At 52.7% G+C, this 25389-nt stretch carries 19 protein-coding genes and 5 pseudogenes; 16 read left to right on the forward strand and 8 right to left on the reverse strand.

The annotated features are described in order from the left end of the window. The first annotated feature begins 1 nt into the window (after position 1). Both BUA49_RS18240 and BUA49_RS17580 read left to right on the forward strand, forming a co-directional pair. Positions 2-430: an antitoxin Xre/MbcA/ParS toxin-binding domain-containing protein gene (locus BUA49_RS18240; RefSeq protein ID WP_072795385.1), complete on the forward strand. Its 429-nt coding sequence runs from the start codon at positions 2-4 to the stop codon at positions 428-430. A gap of 276 nt (positions 431-706) precedes the next feature. Beyond that, positions 707-837: pseudogene (locus BUA49_RS17580) on the forward strand (IS1380 family transposase); the annotation flags it as partial. A 22-nt stretch (positions 838-859) separates the two neighbouring features. Here BUA49_RS17580 and BUA49_RS02900 read toward each other — a convergent pair. Continuing rightward, positions 860-2206, reverse strand: coding sequence for a DUF2254 domain-containing protein (locus BUA49_RS02900; protein ID WP_072795386.1), 1347 nt, complete (start codon positions 2204-2206; stop codon positions 860-862). A gap of 281 nt (positions 2207-2487) precedes the next feature. On the opposite strand from BUA49_RS02900, the gene BUA49_RS02905 reads away from it, so the two are divergent. Continuing rightward, a complete protein-coding gene (locus BUA49_RS02905; RefSeq protein WP_072795387.1) occupies positions 2488-3006 on the forward strand; it encodes a DUF2141 domain-containing protein in 519 nt (172 codons plus the stop codon). On the opposite strand, the gene BUA49_RS02910 is transcribed toward BUA49_RS02905, so the two are convergent. The 3 genes from BUA49_RS02910 to BUA49_RS02920 form a co-directional block, all read right to left on the reverse strand. Further along, a complete protein-coding gene (locus BUA49_RS02910) occupies positions 2977-4092 on the reverse strand; it encodes a fatty acid desaturase (protein ID WP_228704389.1) in 1116 nt (371 codons plus the stop codon). The two genes, BUA49_RS02905 and BUA49_RS02910, sit on opposite strands and share 30 nt — an antisense overlap. Positions 4093-4253: 161 nt before the next feature. Then, positions 4254-5378: an NAD(P)/FAD-dependent oxidoreductase gene (locus BUA49_RS02915; protein ID WP_072795388.1), complete on the reverse strand. Its 1125-nt coding sequence runs from the start codon at positions 5376-5378 to the stop codon at positions 4254-4256. 18 nt (positions 5379-5396) lie between these two features. Next, a complete protein-coding gene (locus tag BUA49_RS02920; protein ID WP_072795389.1) occupies positions 5397-6710 on the reverse strand; it encodes an SAM-dependent methyltransferase in 1314 nt (437 codons plus the stop codon). Between the two features lie 274 nt (positions 6711-6984). Here BUA49_RS02920 and BUA49_RS02925 point away from each other — a divergent pair, with 274 nt between their 5' ends. The 3 genes and pseudogenes from BUA49_RS02925 (at position 6985) to BUA49_RS02935 (ending at position 10682) form a co-directional block, all read left to right on the forward strand. Continuing rightward, the gene (locus BUA49_RS02925) at positions 6985-9342 is read left to right on the forward strand and encodes a DUF748 domain-containing protein (RefSeq protein ID WP_072795390.1); all 2358 of its coding nucleotides are present in this window, start codon (positions 6985-6987) and stop codon (positions 9340-9342) included. A 69-nt stretch (positions 9343-9411) separates the two neighbouring features. Then, positions 9412-9683: pseudogene (locus tag BUA49_RS02930) on the forward strand (transposase); the annotation flags it as partial. Between the two features lie 462 nt (positions 9684-10145). Continuing rightward, the gene (locus BUA49_RS02935; protein WP_072795391.1) at positions 10146-10682 is read left to right on the forward strand and encodes a PRC-barrel domain-containing protein; all 537 of its coding nucleotides are present in this window, start codon (positions 10146-10148) and stop codon (positions 10680-10682) included. A gap of 93 nt (positions 10683-10775) precedes the next feature. On the opposite strand, the pseudogene BUA49_RS02940 reads toward BUA49_RS02935, so the two are convergent. Then, positions 10776-10979 (reverse strand): annotated as a pseudogene (locus BUA49_RS02940) (transposase domain-containing protein); the annotation flags it as partial. A gap of 175 nt (positions 10980-11154) precedes the next feature. Between BUA49_RS02940 and BUA49_RS02945 the strand changes: the two are divergent. The 4 genes from BUA49_RS02945 to BUA49_RS02960 all read left to right on the forward strand — a co-directional run bounded on the left by BUA49_RS02945 (position 11155) and on the right by BUA49_RS02960 (position 15881). Continuing rightward, positions 11155-11610 carry a hypothetical protein gene (locus BUA49_RS02945; protein WP_139248726.1) on the forward strand — a complete coding sequence of 152 codons (456 nt, stop codon included), beginning with the start codon at positions 11155-11157 and terminating at the stop codon, positions 11608-11610. Then, positions 11607-13079, forward strand: coding sequence for an ATPase domain-containing protein (locus BUA49_RS02950; protein WP_072795394.1), 1473 nt, complete (start codon positions 11607-11609; stop codon positions 13077-13079). The genes BUA49_RS02945 and BUA49_RS02950 overlap by 4 nt, the downstream gene beginning before the upstream one ends. 15 nt (positions 13080-13094) lie before the next feature. Further along, a complete protein-coding gene (locus BUA49_RS02955; RefSeq protein ID WP_072795396.1) occupies positions 13095-14738 on the forward strand; it encodes a putative bifunctional diguanylate cyclase/phosphodiesterase in 1644 nt (547 codons plus the stop codon). A gap of 237 nt (positions 14739-14975) precedes the next feature. Further along, positions 14976-15881 (forward strand): extracellular catalytic domain type 1 short-chain-length polyhydroxyalkanoate depolymerase, encoded by a 906-nt coding sequence (locus BUA49_RS02960; RefSeq protein WP_072795398.1) that lies wholly within the window; start codon positions 14976-14978, stop codon positions 15879-15881. Positions 15882-16048: 167 nt separating this feature from the next. Here BUA49_RS02960 and BUA49_RS18305 read toward each other — a convergent pair. Continuing rightward, positions 16049-16193, reverse strand: a pseudogene (locus tag BUA49_RS18305) (transposase domain-containing protein); the annotation flags it as partial. Positions 16194-16237: 44 nt separating this feature from the next. Between BUA49_RS18305 and BUA49_RS17585 the strand changes: the two are divergent. Continuing rightward, positions 16238-16461 (forward strand): annotated as a pseudogene (locus BUA49_RS17585) (integrase core domain-containing protein); the annotation flags it as partial. Between the two features lie 13 nt (positions 16462-16474). Here BUA49_RS17585 and BUA49_RS17745 read toward each other — a convergent pair. Beyond that, positions 16475-16780, reverse strand: coding sequence for a hypothetical protein (locus BUA49_RS17745; RefSeq protein ID WP_072795400.1), 306 nt, complete (start codon positions 16778-16780; stop codon positions 16475-16477). A 97-nt stretch (positions 16781-16877) separates the two neighbouring features. On the opposite strand from BUA49_RS17745, the gene BUA49_RS02975 reads away from it, so the two are divergent. Then, positions 16878-18443 (forward strand): TnsD family Tn7-like transposition protein, encoded by a 1566-nt coding sequence (locus BUA49_RS02975; protein WP_072795402.1) that lies wholly within the window; start codon positions 16878-16880, stop codon positions 18441-18443. Between the two features lie 1566 nt (positions 18444-20009). Here the strand turns inward: BUA49_RS02975 and BUA49_RS02985 are convergent. Then, the gene (locus tag BUA49_RS02985; protein WP_072795406.1) at positions 20010-20228 is read right to left on the reverse strand and encodes an antitoxin Xre/MbcA/ParS toxin-binding domain-containing protein; all 219 of its coding nucleotides are present in this window, start codon (positions 20226-20228) and stop codon (positions 20010-20012) included. A gap of 149 nt (positions 20229-20377) precedes the next feature. On the opposite strand from BUA49_RS02985, the gene BUA49_RS02990 reads away from it, so the two are divergent. From BUA49_RS02990 to BUA49_RS03000, 4 genes are all read left to right on the forward strand, one after another. Continuing rightward, positions 20378-21655: an abortive infection family protein gene (locus BUA49_RS02990; protein ID WP_072795408.1), complete on the forward strand. Its 1278-nt coding sequence runs from the start codon at positions 20378-20380 to the stop codon at positions 21653-21655. Between the two features lie 401 nt (positions 21656-22056). Next, entirely contained in the window at positions 22057-22251 is a 195-nt protein-coding gene (locus BUA49_RS17590) for a hypothetical protein (protein WP_139248729.1), read from the forward strand. 66 nt (positions 22252-22317) lie between these two features. Then, positions 22318-23841, forward strand: a complete 1524-nt coding sequence (locus tag BUA49_RS02995) for a hypothetical protein (protein WP_072795410.1) — start codon at positions 22318-22320, stop codon at positions 23839-23841. 179 nt (positions 23842-24020) lie between these two features. Continuing rightward, positions 24021-25388, forward strand: coding sequence for an amidase (locus tag BUA49_RS03000; RefSeq protein WP_084063546.1), 1368 nt, complete (start codon positions 24021-24023; stop codon positions 25386-25388). Position 25389: the final 1 nt, after the last annotated feature.

The following is a 25389-nucleotide window of genomic DNA, read 5'->3' on the forward strand; positions in this document are numbered from 1 at the left end:
TATGGGCTCTTCCGAGAACAACCTCAGACCAGGTGACATACTGGCGAAAGCAGTGGAAAGAGCTGCCTCGCCATTAGGGCTCACGTCTGGGCAGCTCGCACTCATCCTAGGCGTTAATGAAAGTGATCTGGGGGCGTCTATTGATCCAGAAAGCAGAGTGGGAATTCGTGCTCGGCAACTTATTCGAATTTATCAGCATTTGTATGCTCTGACCGGGAACGACAGTAGCAAGATGATCCATTGGATGAAAACACGAAACAGGCAATTCAAATCGGCTCCCATTGATCGGATGCGGGATACGTTGGGCTTGGAAGATATAACAAGTTACCTTGAGTCGCTAAGCCCCTATGGCGCCAGCGCGACTTTCATCATATCCGGAGCTAAATCAGTACAGCCTGATTTTGCCTCATGGAGACGCGGCGGTACGTAATTATTTCCCGGCTTCACAGAGGTACACGTCCGGTAATCCCATCTTGAGCCCAGTGCCGCTTCCGCCCCCGTTTGACTGGCGGGCGCACCTGACATCCAAGCAACCAAGCCCAACCCAACCCAATCGCTACAGTAATCACTTTCCCAGAATCGTTTCATAGAAACTTCTTAGCAACCTTAGCCCGAATTTCTCATGGGAGGATAAAAGAAAGCAGCTGAAAGCGCTATGATTTCAATAGGCTAAGCAATCCACCATGCACCAACAGCCGCGTCCAAATTGGTACCTAAAAAACTGACCTTCTCGCCACTCTCCAGCCGCCAGATTGAAGCTGATTTCTCCGGAGGCCACATCCCTCCGATGCCGGTTTGTTGCTACTCCGCGAAGTCGATAAACAACGCCCCTTGAGTCCTTCTCGCGTGTAAATGTATTTCACTTGTCAGGCGCTGCCGGTTCGCTGAGTAGCTGGCTCACCGCCTGGTAGCGCTCTCCCACCACCTGGCGGTCCTTTCTTTCCGACAATCCCTCGCGAGCCCCCCGGTTAATCATCTCGGCATGCCTTTGGAGCGCGGCGCGATCCTCTGCGCGATGTGCAAATTCCGCGACCACGGCAATCGTTTCCAGAAGGCGGATGGTCACTGCGGCGCTGGAGCGGCTATTTTGCCGAATTTGGTTGAACGCCGCGTCCGCGAATATCGAAAAGGAGACGGCAGGCGTAATCAGCCGAAGCTGATCCTGCTCGTCATGTCGATAAGGCGACGGCGTCTCGTGTTGAGCCAAGCGAGACAATGCGGACCCGAGGTGATCCACACACGCAATTGCCGTGAATGGGTCATTCACCCCGGTGGAAAGCGCCCGTACCGCGATCTCAACCAGTTGGTTGATCGTAAACTCGGTGTCTTGGCGGGGGGTTCGCTGGCTACCCAGTATAAACGCGGAACGGATCTGAGATATGAGCTTGGCGGTCGCCCGGTCTCCGGGCCAGACCAGGACCAGCGGCTGGTCGGCTACAACGTACTGTCCGGGCCTCCGTTCCAGCCGAAGCACCACATCTTCTTCCATGGCCAACGGCAACAGAACGTCCGGGTCGATGAACTGAAGGTAGCCGTCCCCGGTCGCACCAACCGGACGCGCCTCCCGGTCGAACGCGTTGATGAAGCTGGCGTCGGGCGGTTTTGCCGGAATCTGTGGAGCGCCCCGCCCGATCTGTTCCGGGAACACGCGGTCGATCCCCTCGATCAACTCCCTGCTGACCCGCGCCACGATCTCGTTTGCCTGGAGGGAAACGGATACGTGATGAATGAAGTAGATCAACACGCCCACACTCACCACCGCGAGCACCACGCCGAGCAAAACCGACAGGTGAGGGACGAAGAGGGCCTCTTCTACGCGGCGTATCGTGCGAAGAACGAGCAAGCAGTACAGGAAGGTGGAGACGAACGTGCCGAGCACCACCTGGGTCGTGGTATCGCGCATGAAGTTGCGGAGCATGCGGGATCCAAATTGCGATGAGGCGAGCGACAGGGCGACCAAAGTCATGGAGAACACCACCCCGGCGATAGTGATCATTGACCCGGCGATGGTCCCCATCACGCTGCTCGCTCCTGCTGCCCCATCGACGAACGTCCAGCCCAAGGTGCGCCGCAACCAATCCGTCATTCGTGAATCGAATGCGACGGTCACGAAGGCCAACGTCACCGCCCCGACGGCCATGATGATGGGGACGAACCAGAAGCTGGAACGGATGCGATCCCAATACTTAACAATATTTACCTGCATGACATGGTCACCTCATACCAGAACCATTTCAGCATCTCGTACACCAACCTTCGTGAGCAAATGTGGACGCTTATAAAATTCATCTACCAACAGATCGAATTTCGGTACTTGGCAAGCCCTCGATATACTGAACACCTAATAGCTTCATGGAATACTGCTTCTCGGAGCATTTCAAGCGATTGACGCTTATTGATAGAAGAACTACTGTTCAACTGTGGATGATTTTCCGATTACATTGATTATTTTCTAAAACGACGCAGATCGGACCTATGAGGAAGCTCATGAGTGAGTCAACTAATCGCAAGTCCGTATTGGCCTCCACGGTCAGACATCCAGTGACGCTGGTCCCCATGAGGGCTCGGTTTGTAGCATTGTTGACAGTGCTAGTATTGGCGGCTTTTCCCGCGATCACCTTTGCGCAATCATCGTGCCCTGGCATTCACGTGAGGATTCTGGACATCAGAAACAGCACTGGAGCAGTAGCTTGCGCGCTTTTCAAAACGTCAGAGGGCTTTCCTACTGAGTTTCTGCAGTCAGCGACCAATATCATAATGACGAAGGTGCAGGATACGGAGGCGCGTTGCGATTTTGTAGACATCCCACCGGGGACCTATTCGCTCGCCGTCATTCATGATGAAAATATGGACGGCAAACTTGGCACCAACGGGATAGGAATCCCCACGGAAGGCTACGGGTTTTCAAACGGTGCAAGCGCCTTGATGGGCGCGCCTTCGTTCGAAGCAGCCCGCTTTCCGTACGAAGGGGGAAACTTAGATCTGACGATCAGCTTGGGTTACTGAGCCACACCCATCTTGCTTTGTGAAATGTGAGGTCTGACTCCGTTCACACTTGATTCCTGATCCGACGCTCGCCTCGCTGAAGGAAACCAGCCGCCGTTTGTCTTCGTCCCAGAGCGTCAGGTGAACTGAATCGATGCTTTCGCGCAGCGTGACCCGGCTGACTGTTTGCAGTTCGGGGTAGTCCCGCAACACCTCGGGCAGGCGGTAGGAAGGGATTCGGCTGGCCAGATGGTGGACGTGGTGCACGCCGATATTGGCGCTGAACCAGCGCAGGATACCCGGCAGCACATAGTAGGAACTGCCCTGTAGTGCGGAGTCATAGGCATTCCAATGTTCATCGTGTTCCCAGTAGGTGGCCTCGAACTGGTGCTGAACGTAGAACAACCATATCCCCATGGTGGCGGCCAGCAGCGTGATCGGGATCTGGACCATCAGGAAGGGGCCCACTCCGACGAACCAGATTGCGCCGGTTGCCAGAACCGCAATGGCCACATTGGTGCCCAGGGTGCTAATCCAGGGCATCCTGCCAGCACGCATGAATCCGAAAGGCAACCGGTAGTCCAGCAGGAAAGTGTACATGGGGCCGAAACCGAATAGCACCAGAGGGTGGCGATAGAGGCGATAGCGCCATTGCTGCCACCGGGGCAGAGCTTGAAACTCGCGCACTGTTAAGGTTTCAAGCCCGCCAACGCTGGGTCTATCGAGGTTGCCGGAGCTTGCATGGTGAATGTTGTGGGAGTGGCGCCAGAAATCATGAGGTGTGAGGGTAAGCACACCGATGATACGGCCGGCCCAGTCATTGGCGCGCCGCGAATGGAAAAACGACCTGTGGCTGCAGTCATGCTGGATCATGAACAGCCGTACCAGGAATCCCGCGGCAGGGACGGCCAGCACCAGGGCCACGGGCCAGTATCCGGCACTGACCGCCAACCACATCAGAGCCCAGATCACCACAAAAGGGAGTGCGGTGATCAGGATCTCCGCAATACTGCGTGCCAGGCGTGGCTTGCAATATGCTCTGAGCGTCTGCCTCAGGGATCTGGGGTCAGTGGTGAACTCGGAGGTCGATGCTGATGGTGTGTTCATAGTGCTTTTGCCTCGAATCCGGGGTCTTAAACACCGAGTCTACATCAAGGCCCGTATTGCAACCATTACGTTACCGTTCGTTCTAAACCGTGCTGGCATGGCAGGTGACCTCGGACCAGAAGAAATGGCGTTCGTAGGTTGTGGCGATGGCTGCAGGGAAACTACAGTGCAGACTCCAGCGGCGGTACTTGCTGGTGCAAAAACCACTTTTCGGTCACCACTTTGCGTGTAAACCACTGGGACCGCATCAGGCCGCTGGCCAGGGGCAGCTTTACCCAGTCGGGGATTTGCCAGCTGGATTGATCGTTCAGTGCGCGGGTGCCAAAGCGCTCGGAAATCGCCTCGCCATATCGCTGCAGATTGCGGGCTGATACATCAGGTACACGCCGGATAACGTCTGCGGCTATTAATGCCGATTCAATGGCGGGACGAATACCTTCGCCACTTTGGGTATACGCGAGGCCAGCGGCATCGCCAATCAACATTATGCCTTCATCTACCAATGGTCGCTCTGCGTGCGCGTACAACAGATAGGCATGACCTTTGAACCGCCCTGGGAGGTCAGCGGGAATGCGACCTTGGGCTTTCATGTCGTCAACAAAGTCATTGAGATGATCCGTCAGCTTGTGGCTGTCCTCACGACCAAGGCCGATATTCAGGAAGTTACCTTTGCGGAATACCCAGGCATAGCCTTTCAGGTCACGGCAGAACCAGAGTTCCGGTGTATCACCCCGGGCCTGGCATACGCTGGCCTGGGCGGCCGTCATTTCGAACTCAATTTCTTTTGCGGCTACAACAGTTTCATGGCTGCCGGGGCCGTGTCCCAGTTTTTTGGCGACGGGACAGAAATGACCACCCGCTCCAATCAATAGTGGGGCTTCGAAGGTGTCGTTGATCACCCAGTTGCGGCCTTTCTGCTCGATGGATTTTACCGGCGTATTTAACTGCTTGTTGGCGTTCACTCGGTCCAGCAGATAGGCATCAAACTCACAGCGGCGAATTCCATAACTGACCGTTTCACCATGATCGTTGTCGACAGGAGCCTGGCCCATCATACCAATTCGGAAAGCACTGATGGGCTGTAAGGTTCGCCCCCGGGCGTAATTGTCCTGATCGATTTCCAGCGTATCCATCACGGCCGGCGTAACCCAGCCAGCACAGGTTTTATCCCGTGGAAAATCCTGCTTGTCGATTATCAGCACCCGTTTACCGCTTTTTTCCAGCGACCAGGCCAGGGTTGATCCCGCAGGGCCGCCGCCAATAACGATGATGTCATAGTGATCCATGGATGAGCTCCATATCGGCTAGGCCTCCGGCGCAGCGAGAGCGCTGTAGAGATGTTTGCGGGTCGGGAGCAGGTTGTTGTTATCCCCGTGGGTGAACACAACCTGGAACAGTTGCAGGGAGCCCGCCCGGAAGGCGGCAGTGGAGCCCGCCAGATACATGTGCCACGCCCTGGTGAAGTGCGCGTCATACAGTTCGGTGACCTGGTCCTGAACACTTTCAAATCGTTCCATCCAGTGCTCCAGGGTAGCGGCGTAGTGCAACCGCAGGTTCTCCACGTCCAGCACCGAGAAATCGCCGCTCTCACAAATGCTCATGAACTCGCCGATGCTGGGTGGGTAGGCGCCGGGAAAAATGCGCTTCTCAATCCAGGCATTCATCAACATCGGGCGGTTTCGACCGATACTGTGCAGCAGCGCCATACCCTCTGGTTTAAGGGAACGACGAATCACCCGGGCCATCTCGCTGTAATGGTCCTTACCCACATGCTCCAGCATGCCGATAGAAACAAACGCGTCGTACTGGCCCTCGATATTACGGTAATCGTCCTCAATGTATTCGATCAGATGGCTCAGGCCCTGTTTTTCAGCCTCCGCGCGGGCAAAGGCCAATTGCTCCCGGGAGATGTTGTAGGCATGGACTTTCACACCGTATTGGCGGGCCATATACCGTGCCAGGCCGCCCCACCCACAGCCAGCTTCAACCACGGTCTGGCCGGGTTGGAGCCGCAATTTCCGGCAAACAAGTTCCAGCTTTGCCAGCTGTGCCTGCTCCAGGGACAGGTCCGGGCTTTCGTAGTAGGCACAGGTGTACTGCATTTCGGCGTGGTCGAGCCAGAGCTGGTAGAACTCGTTGCCAAGGTCGTAATGGTGGTGAATGTTTTCCCTGGCATCCGAAACACTGGTAGAGCGGGGGTTATGATTACGCCAGACCGCTTCAAGCCATTTTGGCCACTGTTCCCGGGCTTTGTGCACGGCCCGGTATAGCGCCGTCATCAGGTCTGACAGATCCCCCTCGACTTCTAAACGTCCGGAGCTGTATAGATCACCAAATGCCAGGTTGGGATTACTGACCAATTGATAGAGGGCTTTGGGATCGGCCAGCCGGAGAGTGAAGCTGGCGGCGCTGAGGTCTGATTCAATGATTTCGTCATTCCATAGCTGAAATCGAACAGGCGGATTGCCTGCCATTCTCAAAAACTTTGCAATTAACCAGCGTTCGTAACTGTGGGGCTTGCGATCCGTGCTTTCCTCTACAGCCGCTATGGATAACTTATGGGGCCGGTTAGTCGGCTGGTCCTGCAGGGTGTCTGCCTTCCTGGTGCTCTGGCTCATAGATCCTCTCGCTCCCTGATGCTTGCTGGCATTCACTTATTCGGTACGTCTCACGTCAATCCGCCCGATATAGCCACTTCCCGTACCATACCGATGGCACCCAGTGTCAGTATAGAAAACAGGCGGGTTTTGTCACGTACTCTCCCTTTTTCAGTTGCTAGGGAAAAGCGACCATTTTCCCCTGACTTTCATCCCATAGCTTGAGCCGGAAGTGGCGTTGAGCGCGGGCAGGTCTACACTGTGTAACATAGCTCATTTCAACGGTCGTGGTCTTATGTATAGCGGTTTACTTCGCCGATTTGGCGGCGGTCTACGAACAGGATGGGCTTCGCCGCGCCGGGTCCGGTTCTGGCTGCTCGTGTTGATCATCCTGTACACATTACTGGGCTTTTTTGCGTTGCCCTGGATCATCCAGTACCTCGCGGTGAACTCCGCTGAGAAAGACTTTGGGCGCGAACTCCGCATAGAGGTGGTACAGGCCAACCCCTTCACGTTGACGCTCCAGATCGACGGGGTTGAACTGGACGACACTGACAACCGGCAGCTGCTCGGCTGGGACCGGTTGTTCATCGATCTTGCCTGGTCGAGCCTGGTCAACAGAACCTGGACTTTCCAGACCATCCGTCTCGACAAACCGATCATTCTGGAAGAACGCTTCGCCTCGGGCGAAACCCGCCTCTCCCGGCTGGCATCCGAGTCCTCTGACACGGCCCCGGCCGAAAATAAACCCGATTCACTGCCTGCGTTGCGGATCAACGATCTGCGCGTTGAGGGCGGTATTCTGCGCTTTGCTGACAACCTACAGGACCCGGCGGCCGGTGACGCGAATCAACCGAAACAGGTGTCGCTGGCACTGCAGAATGTCCTGGTATCCGTAAAGGACCTTACGCTGCAGAAAAATACTCGTTTCCCTCTGCGTCTGGACGGGCAGCTCGCCGAAGGCGGTAAGCTCGCCTTTGACGGTACCCTTCAGCTTCTACCGACCACCGCCCTGGAGGGCAGCGCCCGTATCGATGAACTGGCACTGAAGCAGGCCGAACCCTACTTGAGGCAGTTCGCGGATGTGAGGCTCGGTAGCGGTACCCTGAACCTGAGCGGGCAAATCCATAAAAATGCCCAGCAGCCGTTTGCCTTTCAGGGCTCCGCCGGCGTTGACTCATTGAGTATCAGGGGCGCTTCCAATGACGAACTGCTTATTGGTTGGCAAGGCCTCCAGACCGAACAGCTTGATTTAGGGATCAAAGAAAAGCAGCTTGAGACGGCTACCATCACCATCGACGGCCTGTCCGGCAGGGTAGTCATCCATGAGGACCAGACCACCAATTTCGGACAGCTCGTGGCGAAGCCCCCCGCCAACGCCGAGGATAATGACAATGCCGCGCGCACGGACGAGAAGGTAACCCCTTTCAGTATCACCATTGAAAGCATTGAGCTGACCGACGGCACCCTCCGGTTTGCGGATTACTCACTGCCGTTGCCCTTCTCAACGAGCATCCACACCCTGAACGGACAGATATCGACCTTGAACTCCACCTCGGATCAGCCGGCGCGTGTGGATCTGGAGGGTCAGGTCGCGGAGTATGGCCTGGCGCGCGTCGAAGGCGCCGTCGATGTCTGGCACCCCAGCCGCGCAAGCAATCTGCAACTGACGTTCCGCAACCTTCAGATCCCGGAATACTCCCCTTACACGGTGGATTTCGCGGGCCGCAAGATCGCGGGGGGTACCATGGATCTCGATCTTGACTATACGGTCAAGAGCAGACAACTCGACGGACAAAACAACCTGGTGCTCCATGATCTGAAGCTCGGAGAAAAGATGGCCTCCAGCGACGCCATGGACCTGCCACTCGACCTCGCCATTGCCCTGCTCCAGGACAGCGACGGCGTGATTGATCTCAATCTCCCGGTGACCGGGAATGTTGGCGACCCGGAATTCGACTTCAACCAGGTCATCCGCCAGGCACTGGGAGATGCCATTACGTCTGTCATCACTGCGCCGTTCAGTTTTCTGGCAAACCTCGTCGGCGCGGGCTCGGAGAACCTGGGCCAGGTTGAATTCGCAAAGGGGCGCACCGACCTGCTCCCTCCCCAGCGCGAGCGCATCGCCAAACTACGCGAGGCCCTCAACCAGCGCCCGGCGCTTGCCCTGGAGCTTGCCGGTCCCTTCAGTCGAAATTTTGATGGCCCGGCCCTGCAACGTGAGAAAGCCATCGAAACCCTGCGGCAAAGATTGGCTGGGGCGGATCGCGAAGTTGCGGATCCCAGCCTGACGGCCGAGTCTAACCAGAGTATTGTCGAGACGATGTTCAGCTCGTATTACCCGGAAACTGACCTGGAGGCAGTCCAGACGCGTTTCACTGAAAAACAGAATGAGTCATCCGACGGAGCGGGATTGGACGCCCTGGCCTATCGCAACCACCTGGCCGAACGGGTCATCGCCGCACAATCGATTACCGACGCTGAGCTTGAAGCCATCGCCAACGCCCGCGCATCCGCGGTAAGGGACGCTCTGGTCGACCCAAATGCGGATGCCAGTATCGCAACTGACCGAGTGCGTCTTCTGGATCCCAAAGAAATCGGTTCAGCTGACGGCGAGCGCATTGCCATGAAAGTTGGTATCACTGCGGATTGAAGCAAGCGAATGCGTATTCCAGGCCAAGCTTTCCAACGCGACCAAGGTTGACCCGGATCCTGGCCTGGTGTGATCGCCGACCGCACATCCAGTGCCAGTGGTGGGCCAATCAGTGGCAGCTCATCCTCTCCGGCTTTGCCTACACCTTGTTGGACCGTCTGCGGGTGCATCTGAAAAACACACCCTTCGAACGCATGAGCGCTGGAACCCTGCGGTTGAAGCTGATTAAGGTCGGGGCTGTGATCATCCGCAACACCCGTCGAATCCGGGTGTTAATGAGTGACAGCTATCCTTACAAGAAAGACCTTTCGGCACTGGTTCAGCGACTGGTGCCCAGTTAAATGATCGGGCTCCCCCGGCCCGACACCAATGGGGAAAGGGGGAGTTGTGTCTGGATGCCCGGAATCGTTTAATTTCCGATCAAAACAACTCGAACGAGACGCTGGAAACTGGCATATCATCAAGAAAGCAGCAGTGCCAGGCGACTATGAGAAGTTCGGGTTAGGAGCGTCGTCCCATTCCTACAGGTCGCCCATGTGACGCGCATAGGCTCAGTTGAGAGGTGATCTAGCTAAAAGTCTGCTTTTCGCCCGCTTCCGGTTCACTTCCCTCATCACCAAATCCTCCTGCATTGTTGCGGGAACGTCACTTGGCAATTGCCATGGCCCTTGCTAGCTTGGAAAGTGTGACGTAGTTCACCGAATCAGTGAATTCGGACATTGATCGCGTTTACCGAGAGCAGCGTCCGCAGTGCATCTTCGCCCCGGGCGTTCACAGGAGTGACGTCATACAGGAGTACGACAATGAGTAAACCTATTATTCGCGCAATGGGTGCCTCCCTGCTGGCAGGTGGCATGGCTATGAGCCTTTCAGCGTTCGCGGCAGAGGGGCTGTACACTATGGACGAACTGAAGGATGCAAATGTTTTTGACAGCACTGGCGAGGAGATCGGTGAGGTCGAGGACATCCTTATGAGCAACGATATGTCGGTACACTCGCTGGTTATCCAGACCGGTGAGATATTGGGCCTCGGGGGCAATGAGGTCGTTGCGGAACGCGGCACCTTTACCGTCGTGACGGCGTCCGACAATGCAGGCTTTGGCGACGTCGAGTACGAAGTCCACATGGAAATGACTCAGGACGAGTTGAAAAAACTGCCAGAGTACAACGAGAGTTGGTGGAACGAGACCAGTCAGAGCTTGCAACAGGCCTGGGAAAACACCAAGAAAGTCAGTGAGAGCGCTTGGGAGAACACAAAACAGGCCTCTTCTTCAGCCTGGTATAACGTCAAGCAAGGCGTAGAAAAGATGGGTGACAAGGTCGAGAAAGCGACCGAATAAGCCCCCCCAGGAAGCGCCCCGCAGGGCGTTTCCTGCATCATGCATGCCCCTGCTTCCTCCAACCTTCCCGCATTCAACGTAAGCGTCCAACCATCACACCTTGCTAATGACCGCCGGCCTCCAGTTGTGCGGTAGCGCCTCATCAATGGCGTTGTTCTTCTGCGTCGACAGACTTGTCAGCACATCCTTCAGATAGGCATAAGGATCGTGCCCATTCAATTTGGCAAACTGAATCAGCGTCATCACGGCAGCAGCGCGCTGGTCACTTCTGAGAGAACCCGCGAACAGCGATTTTTTAGCTACGCGTGGAAATCTCATTACTACATGTAGACGCTGCCTACTTATTAAGAAAATGCCTTCCATTGCAACTTCCTCAACTAAAAGTAAAGCAGGGCACATGGATAAAACTGCTACAGTGGTGAGCGGTACCTCACAAGCCGCATAGGCGATGACGGTATAAAGGAGCCGTTCTATGTCAACAAGGAACAAAGACGCGAGCCCAGAGGCCTTGCACAGAGCTATGGAACGTCAATCCGAAGGTACCCTCGATGCGGGTGCAGTGGCCAAATCTACCATCCAAACACTGCGCCAAGTGAACGTCACACTGACACCGGTGATTGGCGAAGTGGGTGTGAACGTCCTATTCAAACGCTCGCTGCACCTGACGAGTAGAACCTTTCCGTGGCTTACCATTGCAGAGAATCACGGAGATGCCGGCGATTTTCTTGCAAGCCTTGGTGCGCGCCTGGCGGGCCGCGATACGAAGGAAGCAGTAGAGGCAAGTTCGGCCCTGTTGGCAGGCTTCACCGAACTACTGGCCACCTTGATTGGTGATTCCTTAGTCGAGACCTTGCTGGGTTCGCTCAGCGCATCTCTGGAACTACCGTCTAAGCAGGATTCAATACCCAAGCAGGACACAACATCATGAGCAAAAAGGTGACCATACATCCCCTCAAAACCGGTGTGCAGGGGCTTGATGATATCCTGGGCGGCGGCATACCTGAATATTCCTTCAACCTCATTAGTGGGTCTCCAGGCGCGGGCAAGACGACGCTGTGCCACCAGATCATGTTCGCTTTGGCCACGCCTGAGCGGCCTGCGCTATTCTTCACGGCGTTCGGCGAACCGCCCTTAAAGATGTTGCGTTATCAGCAGCAGTTCAACTTTTTTGACTCTGACAAAATCAGCGAGTCGGTTCACTTCATTGATTTGAGCGAAGAGTCCGCGACAGGCGATTTCGACCAAATACTGGCGCGCATCACCCACGAGATCGAGGCATTTTCTTCAGCGTTGGTCTTTGTCGATTCGTTCCGCTCGGTTTTACGGGACGCGGAACACCAACCCGAGGATTCGAGCCTGCAACGGTTCCTACAGCGTCTTGGGCTTCATCTGACTGGCTGGCAAGCCACCACCTTCCTGATCGGAGACTTTTTGTCGGACAGCGGCTCCCAGCAGATCTTGACGGTGGCTGACGGTCTGCTGTCATTGGAACAATCTGTCGAGCGGAATTCGATGGTGCGCAAGATGCAAGTGATAAAAATGCGCGGTCAGGCGACCTTGCCAGGAAAGCATGCATTCCGCATTTCCAGTGAGGGAGTCAATGTCTTTCCGGCGTCGATCGTTCACAAAGGCCCTGAGGATGTGGGGGAGGCCTCAGAGGCGTTACTCAATAAAAAGCGGGTTGCCATGGGCGTGCCGCGCCTTGATGACATGCTGGGCGGCGGCTTGCCGTCAGGCCATTCGCTGCTGGTTGCTGGGCCGACCGGGTCGGGCAAGACCATCCTCGCCACTGCCTTCCTGGCCGAAGGCGCGCGCCTGGGCGAACATGGCGTGATTGTCGCGTTCGAGCAAACGCCTGGCCAGTCCTGGCTCCGCACGCTCGGCGACATGATTCAAGGTCAGCAGGTTGGCTTGATTAATCTCCGCGCCTTGGATCTGTCGGTCGACGAGATCATACAACGCCTGACTAACCTTATTAAGGAGAGAAAGACAACCAGGGTGGTCATCGATTCGCTGTCCGGGTTCGAGCTGGCAGTGGCACCCACGTTTCGCGAGGATTTTCGCGAGTCGCTGTTTCGCATGATCGGGATACTCTCCGGCCTCGGCGTGACGGTGCTGATGACGTCGGAACTCGAAGACCGCTATACCGATCTGCGCTTCAGCCCTTACGGGGCCGCCTTTCTCACCGATGCGATCATCGTACAGCGCTACATCGAGGTTGAGAGCTGCTTAGAGCGCGTCATGTCAGTTGTCAAAGTACGTGCCAGTTCCCACAGTACCGAAATCAGACGTTACGATATTAATGATAAAGGTATCGTTATCGGTGACCCGGTGTGCGACTTCGAGGGCATCCTCGGCGGGCAGCCGACGCGGAAACTAAACGACCAGAAGCGTTGAGTGAGGTAGGGCGAAATGAGTAAGAAGGGATACAAAGTTCAAAACACCGGGACAGAACCGATCGTTCCTAGTCGTGCCAGGGCAGCCCAAGCGCGCAAATATGACGCAGACTTGCGCTGCGACAGCGGCGACCTGCGTAAAAAAGCCACTGGGTTGCGCCAAAGTACCGCAGATCTGCGCGAAGATATCGCAGATCTGCGTGAAGATACCGCTGATCAGCGCGAAGAGGCTGTCACCGCCAAAACCAAGCTCAGCACGACCACCCAGTCGTTGTTGAAGGACGCGAACGAGCGTCTGATCATCGCTTCAATTAACGCCCAAACAATGACAGAATCCGCTGAACTGGCTAACGAGCAGATGTCTCATATGGCTAGTCACGATTACCTGACTGGTTTGCCAAATCGTTCGCTGTTAAATGACCGTATGGCGCAATCGATGGCATTCTCGCAGCGTCATGGCAAGAAGGTCGCCCTGATGTTTATGGATCTGGACCATTTTAAAAACATCAACGATTCGCTCGGACATTCTGTTGGTGATAAATTATTGAAGTCGATTGCAAAACGTCTCAAAACATGTATTCGCGACTCCGATACTGTCTGCCGCCAGGGAGGAGACGAATTTGTAGTGCTGCTGAACGAAATTGAGAATATAAATGACGCAGTGGTCACGGCAGAGAAAATAATCGAAGCCATGGGTCTGCCACATTTTGTCAGTGGTCATCAGCTCAACGTTACTTTCAGTATCGGCATCAGCATCTACCCTGACGACGGTGAGGATCATGAAACAGTCGCAAGAAAAGCCGACGCAGCCATGTATCAAGCCAAGGAAAAAGGGCGCAATACCTATCAGATGTTCATCAAAGAAATGGAAGTTCGTGCGCTCGCGCGGCAATCCATGGAGCAGGAATTGCACTGCGCGCTGGAGCAGAACAAGTTTGTGTTGCATTACCAGCCAAAGGTGAACCTTGAAACGGGATTGATTACCGGCGTCGAAGCGCTTATCCGCATTCGGGAATCAGATAATCAACTCGTCTACCCGGAGCACTTCATCAGCATTGCTGAGGATTGCGGCTTGATTCTGCCGGTAGGCAGGTGGGTTCTCCGTGAAGCCTGTAGGCAAGCACAGGAATGGTTGCACGCCGGGTTCGATATCGGTCAGATAGCGGTTAACGTTTCGGCCAGAGAGTTCCATAGCCAGGATTTCCTCGCCGGTGTCATTTCCGTACTCAATGAAACGGGCCTTGACCCGCGACGCTTGGAATTGGAGATTACGGAAAGCGGACTCATGAAAGACACAGAGCAATTAATGGCGATCTTGCACGGGCTCAAGAAACTCGGCGTGCGGATTGCTATTGATGATTTTGGCACCGGTTATTCCAGCCTGAGCTATCTGGCGCGTTTTCCTCTCGACACGCTTAAAATTGACCAGTCATTCGTACACAATCTGGATGACGCTTCACGCGATACAGAAAATGCCATCATCAGTGCCGTCATTGCGATGAGTGAGAGTCTGAAGCATCGTGTCGTGGCCGAGGGAATAGAAACGAAACAACAACTCGGCTTTCTGAAATCTAAAAACTGCACCGAGGGACAAGGTTATTATTTCAGCCGACCTGTGGCTGCTGAGGATTTTACCGCATTGATGGCAGCCTCTTTTTGATGTCAGATTTTGTCAGACAGAGCATCGCTAATGCGAGTATTCGGGTTCGCTCGAAAAACTGACTGATATTTTGTGACTTAACGTGTGTTGATTACTCATTATTGGGTGTGTTGGGAATTTCAAGAGCCAGGGGTGTTATAAAAACGCTGACGTAAACACTCGTCGTTTTCCAGTCATCAGGCATCTCGCTTGTGGCGGTAATATTAATCAGCACACTAAACAGGCAAAAGAAGCAACATGTCGAAATCAACAGACAGCCACGGGCGTCTGACCATTTTAGACGAATTCGGAACTGACCCTGGGTCGTTACAGTCATACACCTACATTCCAAAGAACTTTCCGAAGAACGGGCCACTCGTCGTGGTATTACACGGCAGCACTCAATCAGCGGAAAGCTATGATAGCGGATCAGGCTGGTCTGCTCTCGCCGACGAATGCGGAATAGCACTCCTGTTTCCGGAGCAAAGAGAAACCAACAACTCCATTAAAAGCTTCAATTGGTTCAAGTTTGGCGACAGCCACCGCGGAAGCGGCGAACCACTTTCTATTCGTCAAATGATCAGGCAAGTCGTTGATGATCACGCGATCGATCCGTCCCGCGTCTTCGTCACAGGGATGTCCTCCGGTGGCGCTATGGCAACTGTGATGCTGGCGACCTATCCAGAGGTGTTCGCGGGGGGCGCGATCATCGCCGGACTACCCTACCGCAGCGCTGTCACCCTGATGGAGGCGCTCGTTCGAATGAGGGGATATGGTGGCCCGTCGGACAGTGAGCTCGACGCGCTTGTACGCGAAGCCTCCACATTTGAGGGCCCCTGGCCAACGATCTCGGTCTGGCATGGCGGTAGCGATTTGACCGTCGACAACGCCAACGCGGACGCCATCGTCCGGCAGTGGCAGAAGATCCACGAGGTTGAAGGGCCACCGACACGTGAGGAAGAGGTCGACGGTTTCCCCCGACAGGTCTGGTGCAACGCGGATGGGCGGGAGGTGATTGAGAAATTCATCATCGGGGGAATGGCCCACGGCACCCCGATCATGGCTGGAGGGGACGAGGGTCTCGGGGAAGAAGGAAAATTTATGCTGGAAGTCGGCATTTCCTCGACCCGTCACATTGCGAATTTCTGGGGCCTTACGCGGTAAGGGAACTCCGGCCATTTGTTCTTCCAGTATTTCAGTTGATCAGGGCGTCAGTTCTGACGCAAGCCATGATCAGATCTTCTCCAAATGTTGTTCGCCTCTTCGAATAACACCTTGCTCGGGCCGTGGACTTCCACGGAATGACGAAACTTGAGAATGGTATTTTGGTTGTGAGGTGACAACTCGTCGATGGCGCTGTTTTTTGGGTCGGCAGCCGAGTCAGCACATCTTTCAGATAGGTATAGGGATCATGCCCATTCAGTTTTGCAGATTGGATCAGGTCATTACCGCAGCCGCACGTTGCCCACTTCTCATTTAATCCGCGAAAGCCAATAGCTTGGAACCCTCGATCTACATAGAGCATGAGCCGACGAGGAAATTGCTGGGATACTCACCAACAGAGCTGTTTTTTAGGAGCGTAAAAACGGAGTGGGTGCCGGAAACAGGCTTCTCTTCACTGCCAGAGGCACAAGCAGTGATAGCACAATATATAATAGGCTATTACAGCCTGATTAGATCCCATACTTTTAATGGCGGGCTGACGCCCGCTGCAACTGAGGCAAGATATCAACTTGCCTCTTAAGTTGTGACCAAATTTAGTTGACCACTACAAACCCCTTTCTCTCACAAAGCTCACGGTAGATCTTATTTACTAAGTCACGTTTTGATTCCGGCAAAGGCTCCAGGTTAAGAGACGCATCGTGATAAAACGCAACATTGCCCTGCTCATCTGTCGTCACTTGGCCAGACCGCTCTGCTTCCCGCCGGTCCGCGTACAGGTTTTCAGCGACGCTCATAGCATCGCTTTCAGAAAGACCCCTCAATACGATTCGTGTCGCAGCCTCTTGCAGAATGGCATGTTGCTCAATATCAGAATCGTTAATATTGTCTCGCAAGATCATTTTTTTCTACCTCGAACTACTGTGTATCCATGTGACCAACCCTCGGCCGCCACTCGCACTAAACGGTTACATAATACCGAATGAGACCGGAACAGATATGTTGATGCAATTTCCCATGGCACATGACGACGAACTGCTTGGTAGCGTTATAGCGCGATTCGTCAAACGGCAAGGTCTGGAAGACGATAAAGTGGCCTTGCGTCAGCTTTTTGCTTCTCAGAAAATTGTGCCATCGTCGGTCCTTCAGGGCCATGCAAATCAATTGCTCGCGAATATCGGGCATCTATGGACTATCTCACCACGCGAACTGTTAGAGAAGCATACTCTTCTGCCGGTGTTTCGTCCCTTCGTAGCGTCCAAGGCCTACAATCATTTTGTCCGTGATTTATGTGACGAGGGTAAAAACCACAGCATGCTGAGAACGGGCGTTAATGCTTCAAATATCGTTTGGCCTTCTAATTTCAGGATCTGCCCTTTGTGCTGTCAGCAACAATCAAGAAGGTTTGGCTATCTGTATTGGCAACGACTTTTCCAGTGTCCAGGTGTTGAAGCATGCCCGGAACATGGCTGCTTACTGATCGATACGGGAGTCCCTTTGCAGTCGCACAGGCGGCACCGGTTTGTTGGTACACAAGCCTTCATGCAAGATATTCCCGCAGTGTCACCTCTCGCCGATAGAAAAGATCTCTTGTTATCCATTGGTGTTTCAGACTTGCTCCGATGTAAAACGACCGAGACGCCGAATAACTATCAGTGGTCGAGATTTTATCGGGCCCTGGCGCGTCAACGGGATATTTGTAGAGGAAAAGGCGTGCAGCATAAGGAAGTTGCTGCTCGGGTTCGAGCCTATTGGGGAGTTGATTGGTTGGAGAGGCAGGGTCTCACGCTTGACGTTGATGAAAGCTGGTTGGTCTCTATGTTCCGAAAACATCGCCGACCATTTTCATATCTCCAGCATTTCGTTTGTTGGTTTGCTCTATGCGACAAAAAGCCCGTGCTGAGCGACGTGTTAGCTGAGGCTTCCCAATTCTCGAACCAGCCCTTACGAAAAGCAGTGTATTTCTCACCACGCGCAGAGGAGGTTTGTCATCAGTATCGGGCGCTCTGGAATGAGATCCTAGGACGCTATGGTTCATTGCGCGATGTCAGGAAACACAGGGAGGGTGCGCGAGTCTATTCTTGGCTGTACCGGTTTGATTCGCAATGGCTTGCGTTACACAAGCCCGAGAAAATCAGCCCAAAAAGTAAGCCCAAAGTCGACTGGACGAAGCGGGACCAGATGATTGTACGGGAAGTTTTCGCTATCGAGCGGTCTGTCTGGCAAGATCTGGGAGGTCCTAGGCGGTCGAAGAGCTGGTATTGCAAACAAGTTGTCAGTCGAAGAATACTGGAAAAAAAGCTCAGCAAATTACCTCTGTGCCGAGAATTCTTTGTTCGATATGCCGAGACGGTCGACGAGTATCAGACGAGGCGACTGGCATGCATATTTGCTCGGTTGGTTCTGAATAATGGATGGCGGATACCGATCTATGAAATTGAGCGAATGGCCGGACTTAATCAAAGAAAGTGTCGTGAAGCTGGTCGACAAATACTATACCAAGCCATCCCAGCCTGGTGCTTTTCTGAGGAGGTTGCCTTCCGGCAGCACCCTCAAATGGGTTGATGGCATTCATCAGCGAAAATGGTTTTCTGTGAAAGCACGACCCTTTATCAACGTTCAATTCAAAGGTCATTCCCAGAAAGCTGTTCCTGTTGAGCTGATTTCCATGTTAGTTGTGGAGAGTAGTTACGAAAACAAGGAGAGAAGCCCTGCGCTTAAAACTGAAAAGTGCGAGTTTACGCTAGTTAACGAACCAAAGCCGATGCGGTCTGCATCAGGCGTGAATTGGTTTCGGCTCAAAACGGATAAGGGTCATATTGTTCGCGTGAGGCAGTTAGAGTTGGCGAGATGCCTTTTCCTTCACAATTTCCACCTCGCCAGAACTGCCTTTCGACCTGATGGGTTGGCTGGCCTAGCTCAGGTTTCAAAAGGTGATGATTCGACAACTATCAAATTCACAGCAATGGCGGACTATCCGCAATCCAATCTGAAGTCCAAAGCTACACTAGCTCATCTCTCATGGCTGTTTTTGGATCGGAACGCTCGGCGGAGCTTTGGATCAGTCTTGGACTCATGGATGGAGTCGAGCAGCGAATTGTGGAACTTTCGTTTTGATCCGCCAACAATGGAGGGTTGGCACATTGCTGGATCCGGCTATTACGGGGTAGGAGATGCCGGTCAGGTATTTACGATCGATGAAGTTACGTGCTTTCATAATCCTGTTTTTTCTCACTCAAAACCGATCGTTATTGATCATCCCAGTTTCAACGAACTCTTGGCTAAAGATCATGCAGGCTGCACGAGGCCGTTGATACAGCGTACTGATGATGATCCGCTTATGGAGCTCAGCTTAGAGCCATTGCTTGGCAAAAGGTTGGACCGGATATCAGATCAAGGATTTAGGTTCTCGTTTGATGACAAGCTAAAAGTGAGGGTGCAGGTAAACGGTAAGCGTTATGGAGTAAAACCCAGCGTAGATTTTGACTCGGCACCTGCCCCAGAAACCAGCAGCCCAGGCCATGCTACTGTGCGAGGAACGGGGCGGGAGCTTGATTATGGTATTAATCGGATTGGAGATGAAGCGGAGCTGATTTCCGAGGAGCTCATCGAAGCCGAGCCCACACATAGATTCAAGATTTTCGAGGACGTAGTGCAGCAACTCGGAGATCGTCCTGATTTCAGCTTTAAAAAGAAAGCGTGCTTTGAGCTACCTTGGCCAAAAGGTAACAATTTGGTCGCCACCAAGACAATGTCGGGAAGACCAGTGCAAACTTATGTTGCATTGCTGCGTTATCAGTCTGTTTCAGTAATTGTCTTTGAGATAGATACTGAGAGTTTACGAAAAGTGCATACGCTCAGTAATTTGGTGGTGGTTTTTTCAGAGGATGCTAGCGAGGGAGTCAAGCTAGTGCTTCAGCGTTGTTCAACCATGGGTTTGTACTGGGATCTCGACTACATCAGAAGTTTAAATGCAGCCCCGAAAACCTGTATTCACCCTCACCGTGTGACAAAAAGAGAGGGGGAATCAGTAGCGGTGAGCCCAGAAACATATCAAGACAGGTGGGTCGATATACTGGAGCGCAATATTAAGGCGCTGGTGCGTGACATAAAACGCTCCTGAGGACTGATTCAGGTGAAGGCTTCATGTTCGAGCCGACCGATTATGTCTCGTACCTGCTGAATACCCTCCATAGTTTCAAGTAGATCATTTGGTTTCTTGCGGCTCAGCCCACGGATAGGTGTCGAGAGCCATTGCTCGGCGGCTTTTTGATCCCCTTCGAAAAGCGCCACGGCTTCCGCAATAGCCTTTGTGCGTAAGGTGTTCAGATCTATGTTGTTTTGGCTCATGGTGGGCTTCCTCTTGCGCAGCGAAGGCGTTAATCGGCAACATTCCATTATTCTTCAGTCAGTATTGCATATAGTATTTTTGATGCCGAGTTCGTATTGGGCATGAACATTTGTAGTTGTTTCAGTTTAGAGCTAGGAGTGTGATTTTCGTGCAAAAGAAAGAGCTAGAAAACACGTTAGCAACAGTTCACGCCTTACTCCAGGCAGAGGGTATGAGTGAAGCCGCAGATTTGGTTCGCTTTTATCCGGCACGTGCGGAGCAGACCGGTTACGATAATTGGAACGGAGGGACAGATATTTGGCAGCTTTTTTTTGAAGTTCCAGCTGACGATTATGCCCGTTTAGTGTCTAGCAAGAAGCAACTGGAGGAGCAGATTTCAGCTCGACTGCGAACAGTTCTAGAGCCAGATACGCAGGATTGGTATTCGGCGAAAATTGTGCCTGTGAAACTATACAGAGCTGATTGGAGGGAAGGCGGAGCCGAACTGCCACAACAGGTTCGCTTAAATATTTTCGACGGTCTCGGGCTAGAGAATATAGATTGGAATGGAAACCTTAATGACGTCGAGTTCTTGAGCAGACTGTATGATCTTCAGAACTTGCCGTCGTTAGATAGTCGATTTCAGGACGCTGCCGGAGACATTTGGCAACACCGTATCAACAACGACGATTGGAACAGTGATTGGGTATTTTCGGATGAACGCTTTGGTTTGCTAAACGCCTCCGCTGACACATTTTTACGTTTTTTGTGTGAAATTGTGCATCCTGTGGTGCGCCTAAATCACGATGAAGCGCTTAAAATTGTTGCGCATTTTAACGACCAGTTACGCCAAGTTGGCTGGGAGCTTCATGAGGTAGAACGGATAGCGGGACGCTCTCGTTTTTCCTATCGTCAAATCTCTAACAATGGCGCTCGGGCAGTTACTCGTGCTAAGACGGTAGCTGATGCACTGGACGCTGGCTGGATGGCGAAGGAAATTGAACGGTTAGAAAATGCCGTGGACATTGACCCCGCACTTGCCATCGGTACTGCCAAGGACCTAGTAGAGTCGTGCTGCAAAACCATATTAAGTAAGAGAGGGGTGTCAATTGGTAAGTCCGATAATCTGGGGCAGCTGACCAAGAAATTGACGAGAGAGCTTCAGTTGGTGCCAGAAGGCATTACCGATGAAGCCAAGGGTGCAGATTCTATTCGTTTGATTTTGCAAAACCTCACTCAACTTACGAGCAATCTTGCGCACCTGCGTGGACTCTATGGAAGTGGTCATGGCCGTGATGGTCAACACCGTGGTCTGCAACCACGTCACGCTCGATTGGCTGTGGCATCCGCAGTAGCTTTCATCGACTTTATTGCTGAAACTCACCATTATCGAGAATCGACTGATCCTCAGGAAAGCATTAATCGGCCGAGGGGGCTGACTCCCTGAAAATAATCGGCGGGATAGCTTTTCGATATGACGGCTGCCCAGCAGAAAACGGTGATACTAGGGCTTAAGGAGTAGGTGATGCAATGAGTCCGAATGAGTATGTTCGACGGTCTTCGAAGCCCTCTGGGCCTCTTAGTTCTTTGGCGGGCAGGCTCGTCTCCAGCTTAAGGCGTTACACAGAGCACCTGCGCCAATTGTTGATGGAACCAAGCTTGTCCTTCGAGTAGAATGTGACGCCGTTCTTGCTTGTTACTCTGTTCTTAGGCTATATAAAAGGTGTAGATTAGTCTAGGCAGGGGGCGGAGCGATGGAAATATTTCAAAGATCCTATGGCCGCTTTCTTCGGCCATAGGTTTTTAGATTGATTAGGTGTTCTAATTTTCGGTGCACTGGGAGTGGATATGACTAAAAAACAAAGCAGGATGCTCTGGAGCGAAAGCCAAAGGGTTAGATCATCCTTGCCGTCAGACCTTCAGATTCCAAAAGCAGACATGCATATTTTAGTTGAAACTCTGGATCGGAAGAAAAAAGAGCAAAAAGATTCGCCTTACAATACTCGATTCGACGAGTCTTGCTTGGCGCAGTTCTACAGCTAATCACTAAATGATTTTAATTTTAAAACCCAGCGGTTATGCTGGGTTTTTTGTTGATATGGAGTGTCAATGAACCAGCCAAAAGGTATTTCTTGGTGGTCCTTTGAGGATAAACTTAATCCTATTCGGATTTTGGAGGAGACTCATCAAAAAAAGTATATTATTAGTTACCTTTCTGGTGCTGGCGCTAAAACTATTTTGGTAGAAGAAAATTATTTTGATCGAGATTATTTGGATGAATTCTCTAGTTTTTATTCGCGTGTAGCTGTTGGTTATCCCAATGTCTGTAAAAGGCTGCACATTTTTGGCCCAAACGAAATCGATAGAGATGGTTTTTTAGAAAGTTTGAATGCGAGCGATGAAGAGAAAGTTCTTCAAAATAATTACCTTGGATTTATAGTCTTACGACCAATTCCCTCTGCGCCATTTGGGCGAACTGTTCTTGCTTTATATCCTGATAAAATGCCTGAAACTCCAAGAATCACTGAGCCTGCTCGGGACTACCATGTTCACATTGCTGGAGTTCAGTTATCTGTGAAAGGCTTGGCTTGGCAACAGCAAGATACAGGAGTAGCTGCCTGTGCCACTATAGGTTTGTGGACAATGTTTCACTCCTCTGCGCTAGATGATCACCATGCAATCCCCACAACAGCCGAGATCACAACGTCCGCTGAGCAATTTGGAGCGAGGGCATTTCCGTCAAAGGGAATGACGATGAATCAGATACTTGAAGCGATCCATCGGCAAAATTTTAATCCAGTCGCAGTATCTGGCGATATCAATAAGGGTGGTGTTGTTGTTGGGTTTTCTGAAAAAAGATTTTCTATAAATTGTATGTCCTTCATTAGGTCAGGATATCCAGTTCTTTTGTTAGGACATAATGGATCTGGTGGTCATGCGATTTGTTTGGTCGGCGCACGTGAGAATCAAGTTGGTGAAGATAATAATGAGGCAGTATGCGCGGAGGATGAAAATTCTATATATTTCTATGTGCATGACGACAACTATGGGCCCAACATTCGCTTTCGCTTAAAGATGAATAATGGAATTTCCTATTTATCGGCCGAGCCTCCAGCATACGTTCAACCGGGATATCCAGACCAAGAAACGTGTTTTTTTCCCACCCATTTGATTGTTGCTACTAACAAGGATGTAAGGGTGGACGCTGATGATTTGTACTTGAGAGCTGAAAGGTGTGCATCGATTATTTATGTGATTTTGGAGTCGATCTTGAAAGCAAACAATCAAGAATCTATCCCGGTTATTTTTAATGCCCGCTTCATGCTATTGAGGGACTACATGGGAAAGGTTTTGGCTCAGGTAGTGCCACCAGCCATACTTGGCCTCACGCGGTTAGAAATTCATGAAAAGGCTCTTCCAATGAGTTTGCACATTGGTGTCGCTCGCATTGCTCTTAGAGACGGATCAGTAATTTGCGATGTGATTCATGATACGACAGATTCTAGTCGGAACATGTCGGTATTCGTCAGTATAATTTACGAAAAGGCACTCTTTGACTACCTTCAGAACATCGAGCCAGCATCGAGGACAAGCATCGGGTTATCGGAAACTTTAGTCGCTGCATTTGAATGAACTGGTTAGATTATTACTTCTAATAGCGACGAAAAATATCAAACTTTAATGCCCGATTCTCCCTAAAGGCTGAATGGAAAAGATCTAGAAAGTATCAAACTTTACCCCTTTTGGGGGGTAGGAGTTCGCGTAAGTGCCGATTTTATTATCAAACTTTAATGTCCGCTGACAGTGGAGATATGAATCAACAGTCTGGCTTGGCACCTGTGGATCTGTCAGAGGCGACGTTGTCGTCGCTGCTTGATGGGATACGCCAGAACAAATGGCATGCGAGCCAGCTGCTTGAGACATGCCTTGGCAACATAGACCGGTATGATGACCCTGCCAATCAGGTTTATACGGCGCGCTTTGATCGCACAGCAAAAGCTGAAGCGGCCGCCATCGATGCGCTCCAGAAAGGCAAGGTTCCTCTGGGGGAGCTTGCCGGGCTGCCGATAGCTCTCAAGGTTTTGTTTGATGTTGCCGGTGAAGTGACCCACTCGGGATCCAAATGGTGGACTCAGCAGGCGCAGAGTGACGCGCTAATTGTCTCGCGCCTGCGCCGGGCGGGAGCTGTTATCACAGGGCATACCAACATGACCGAGTTCGCATACTCCGGTCTGGGGCTCAATCCCCACTATGGCACGCCGGTAAATCCGATTGCACAGGGCCGGATATGTGGCGGTTCCTCGTCGGGAGCAGCAGCTGCGGTAGCGCAGGGAATGGCCGTTGCGGCCATTGGTAGTGATACCGGCGGGTCCGTGCGTATTCCGGCTACATTCTGCGGCCTTGTGGGTTTCAAGCCTTCTCAGCAACGCATACCCCGTGAGGGTGTATTCCGTTTATCCCAAAGTCTTGATTCCATTGGTCCCATTGCTCGCAGCGTGGACTGCTGTGATCGCCTGGATGCGGTTATGGCTGGCGAACGCTGGCAAAAGCGCACGCCAGCAGATCTGCGCGGTCGTCGTTTTGTGGTCCCGGCCAATTACATGCTGGATGAATTGTCCCCGGGGGTTGCCGAAGCGTTCGCCCGTAGCCTCCGTAAACTGCGTGAGCGCGGCGCCCGGATTGTGGAAGCACCGGTGCCGGTGCTGGATACCTTGCCTGAGCTCCTGAAGGGTGGGGGACTTACAGCGGCTGAGAGCTATCACGTTCACCGACGCTGGCTGCAGCAACACGGAGAGGATTACGACCCACAGATACGCCAGCGCATGGAGCGGGGTGCCAGCATCAGCGCGGCTGATTACCTGGATCTACAACATCTCCGGGCCGAACGGGAAAAGCAGGCAGAGGAATGGCTTGGCGCGTATGACGGCCTACTTGCACCTACCATAGCCATTGAGCCGCCCCTGTTGACGGAGCTTGAAAACGACGCGGAGTACGCGCGGCTGAACCTTCTTGTTCTGCGAAACACGACCGTGGCGAATCTGCTCGATCTGTGTGCTATTACGCTCCCGAACCACCAGTATGGCGACTTGCCAAGTGGCCTGATGCTGGTTGGTCGTAATGGCTCAGACATGGCCGTGCTTGGTATCGCGCAGGCGATGGAAAAGGCACTGAAGCTGTGAG

It is taken from the genome of Marinobacter antarcticus (assembly GCF_900142385.1).
Taxonomy (GTDB): domain Bacteria; phylum Pseudomonadota; class Gammaproteobacteria; order Pseudomonadales; family Oleiphilaceae; genus Marinobacter; species Marinobacter antarcticus.

Excerpts from the sequence above, each read along its gene's own strand:
- BUA49_RS18240 (WP_072795385.1), top strand. The coding sequence starts at position 2 with ATGGGCTCTTCCGAGAACAACCTCAGACCAGGTGACATACTGGCGAAA.
- BUA49_RS02900 (WP_072795386.1), bottom strand. The coding sequence starts at position 2,206 with ATGCAGGTAAATATTGTTAAGTATTGGGATCGCATCCGTTCCAGCTTC.
- BUA49_RS02905 (WP_072795387.1), top strand. The coding sequence starts at position 2,488 with ATGAGTGAGTCAACTAATCGCAAGTCCGTATTGGCCTCCACGGTCAGA.
- BUA49_RS02910 (WP_228704389.1), bottom strand. The coding sequence starts at position 4,092 with ATGAACACACCATCAGCATCGACCTCCGAGTTCACCACTGACCCCAGA.
- BUA49_RS02915 (WP_072795388.1), bottom strand. The coding sequence starts at position 5,378 with ATGGATCACTATGACATCATCGTTATTGGCGGCGGCCCTGCGGGATCA.
- BUA49_RS02920 (WP_072795389.1), bottom strand. The coding sequence starts at position 6,710 with ATGAGCCAGAGCACCAGGAAGGCAGACACCCTGCAGGACCAGCCGACT.
- BUA49_RS02925 (WP_072795390.1), top strand. The coding sequence starts at position 6,985 with ATGTATAGCGGTTTACTTCGCCGATTTGGCGGCGGTCTACGAACAGGA.
- BUA49_RS02935 (WP_072795391.1), top strand. The coding sequence starts at position 10,146 with ATGAGTAAACCTATTATTCGCGCAATGGGTGCCTCCCTGCTGGCAGGT.
- BUA49_RS02945 (WP_139248726.1), top strand. The coding sequence starts at position 11,155 with ATGTCAACAAGGAACAAAGACGCGAGCCCAGAGGCCTTGCACAGAGCT.
- BUA49_RS02950 (WP_072795394.1), top strand. The coding sequence starts at position 11,607 with ATGAGCAAAAAGGTGACCATACATCCCCTCAAAACCGGTGTGCAGGGG.
- BUA49_RS02955 (WP_072795396.1), top strand. The coding sequence starts at position 13,095 with ATGAGTAAGAAGGGATACAAAGTTCAAAACACCGGGACAGAACCGATC.
- BUA49_RS02960 (WP_072795398.1), top strand. The coding sequence starts at position 14,976 with ATGTCGAAATCAACAGACAGCCACGGGCGTCTGACCATTTTAGACGAA.
- BUA49_RS17745 (WP_072795400.1), bottom strand. The coding sequence starts at position 16,780 with ATGATCTTGCGAGACAATATTAACGATTCTGATATTGAGCAACATGCC.
- BUA49_RS02975 (WP_072795402.1), top strand. The coding sequence starts at position 16,878 with ATGTTGATGCAATTTCCCATGGCACATGACGACGAACTGCTTGGTAGC.
- BUA49_RS02985 (WP_072795406.1), bottom strand. The coding sequence starts at position 20,228 with ATGAGCCAAAACAACATAGATCTGAACACCTTACGCACAAAGGCTATT.
- BUA49_RS17590 (WP_139248729.1), top strand. The coding sequence starts at position 22,057 with ATGACTAAAAAACAAAGCAGGATGCTCTGGAGCGAAAGCCAAAGGGTT.
- BUA49_RS02995 (WP_072795410.1), top strand. The coding sequence starts at position 22,318 with ATGAACCAGCCAAAAGGTATTTCTTGGTGGTCCTTTGAGGATAAACTT.
- BUA49_RS03000 (WP_084063546.1), top strand. The coding sequence starts at position 24,021 with ATGAATCAACAGTCTGGCTTGGCACCTGTGGATCTGTCAGAGGCGACG.